The sequence below is a fragment of the Acidimicrobiales bacterium genome, from assembly GCA_036399815.1.
In the GTDB taxonomy this organism is placed as follows: domain Bacteria; phylum Actinomycetota; class Acidimicrobiia; order Acidimicrobiales; family DASWMK01; genus DASWMK01.
The window spans coordinates 1-1,940 of record DASWMK010000116.1 but is presented as its reverse complement, the minus strand read 5'-3'; the positions used below and the strand labels follow the sequence as shown (position 1 = coordinate 1,940).

2 protein-coding genes are annotated in these 1,940 nt (G+C 76.9%); both read left to right on the top strand.

What is annotated here, in order from left to right; translation table 11 throughout:
- Positions 1-739, top strand: a 739-nt coding sequence (locus VGB14_08240; GenBank protein ID HEX9992899.1) for a phage tail sheath C-terminal domain-containing protein, incomplete at its 5' end; no start/stop codon positions are given.
- Positions 732-1,205 carry a phage tail protein gene (locus VGB14_08235; protein HEX9992898.1) on the top strand — a complete coding sequence of 158 codons (474 nt, stop codon included), beginning with the start codon at positions 732-734 and terminating at the stop codon, positions 1,203-1,205. The genes VGB14_08240 and VGB14_08235, both read left to right, overlap by 8 nt.
- Positions 1,206-1,940: the final 735 nt, after the last annotated feature.

Below are 1,940 nucleotides of genomic sequence, written 5' to 3'. Positions count from 1 at the left end.
TGCCGGCGGTGGCGGCGGCGGGCGGCGGACCGGGGGCGACGACGGGCCGGCGCCCGGGGTGCGACCCCGCCAGTCCGACGGCGGCTACGGCGCCGCCTACTTCCCCTGGATCACCGTCCGGGACCCGCTCGGCAGCGACGCCACCGTCGCCGTGCCGCCGTCCGGCCACCTCGCCGGCGTGTGGGCGAGGACCGACGCCATGCGGGGCGTGCACAAGGCCCCGGCGAACGAGTCGATCCGCGGCGCGCTCGGGCTGACCTACGTCGTCACCGACGCCGAGCAGGAGGAGCTCAACCCCGTCGGCGTCAACTGCCTGCGCCTGTTCACCAGGGAGGGCATCCGGGTGTGGGGGGCCCGCACGCTCGCCGACGGCTCGAGCGAGTGGCGGTACCTGAACGTCCGCCGGCTGTTCAACATGATCGAGGAGTCGATCGTGCTGAGCACGAGGTGGATCGTGTTCGAGCCGAACGACCGGACGCTGTGGAAGTCGATCCGCAGGGACGTCACCGCCTTCCTGATGCGCCTGTGGCGCGACGGCGCCCTGATGGGCCGGACGCCGGAGGAGGCGTTCTTCGTGCAGTGCGACGAGGAGACCAACCCGCCCGAGGTCATCGACGCGGGGCAGGTCATCACCGTCATCGGGATCGCGCCGGTGAAGCCGGCCGAGTTCATCGTCTTCCGGGTGAGCCAGCACTCGGCCGGGAGCGACGTCGAGACAGGAGCGGCCGTCAATGTCTGACACCGGCGTCGGGACCGCCACCGCCAGCGCCCAGCCGGGCGCGTGGGTCGACCCCTACCGGGCGTACAACTTCAAGCTCGTCATCCAGGGCGTCACCGCCGGCCACTTCACGGCCTGCGACGGCCTCGGGATGCGCCTCCAGGTCATCCGCTACCGCGAGGGCGCGGCGAACGACGTCGTGCACTGCGTGCCGGGGCCGGTCGAGTACGCCGACGTCACCCTGCGCTACGGGCTGACGGCGTCGCGGGAGCTGTGGGACTGGTTCGCCACGGCCGTGCGCGGGCGGGTGCAGCGGCGCAACGTGTCGATCCTCATGCTCGACAGCAACGGCTCAACCGAGGTCATGCGGTGGGACCTGCTGAACGCGTGGATCTCGGAGTGGCGGGGGACGCCGCTCGACGCCCTCGCCCGTGAGGTCGCCATCGAGAGCATCACGCTCGTCTTCGAGAACCTCGAGCGGGCCTGACCGTGTCGCCGCTGTGGGCCGCCCTGCGCCGCCTCCTCGACCGGCGATCGCCGGCGGGGCGGGGCGGCGCGCCCGCCGCGGGAGCGGGCCGGTGGCGGCCGGGCCCGGCGGGCGGGGCGGGGCGGTCGGCGGGCCGTTCTGGCGGGGCCGGGGTTCGCGGGACGGCCGCAAGTGAAGGCGGGGGGGCCGGCGCGGGTGGGACGGCGGGCGAGGGTGGCGCGGCCGGGCCGAGCCCGTGGACCGGCACCGGCGAGGGCGGGGACGCCGGGCGGGGCCCGTGGACGGGGGCCGGCGGGCCGCCGCCGCACTGGGAGGCGCTCGTGCGGGAGCGGGCGCCCTGGTTCCTGGAGGACGGCGGTGCCGGGCCCGGGGAGGCGGCCGCCGAGGGCTGGCCGGGTGAGCGGGTGGGGGCGGGGAACGGCTCGTCCGAGGGGGCACCCGACGCCCGGTCGCTCGACCCCGACGCCGGCCGCGACCGCAGCTCGCTGCGGCGTGGCCCGTCGGGGCCGGGGTCGGAGGAGCGTGCGCCCCGCTCCTCCGGCGAGGGTGGGACGGCGGCGGCCGGGCCCCCGGCTGCGGCCGCGCCGTCCCCCCGGACCTCCGACGAGTCGCGGGGCTGGCGGCTGCGGCCGGCGCGTGGCGACGCTCGGAGCGAGGTCACTGGTGGACCGTGGTCGCGCCGGCGAGGGGCCCGATGGACGGTGCGGCCGGCCGCGCCGCTCGACGGCGGGTCGG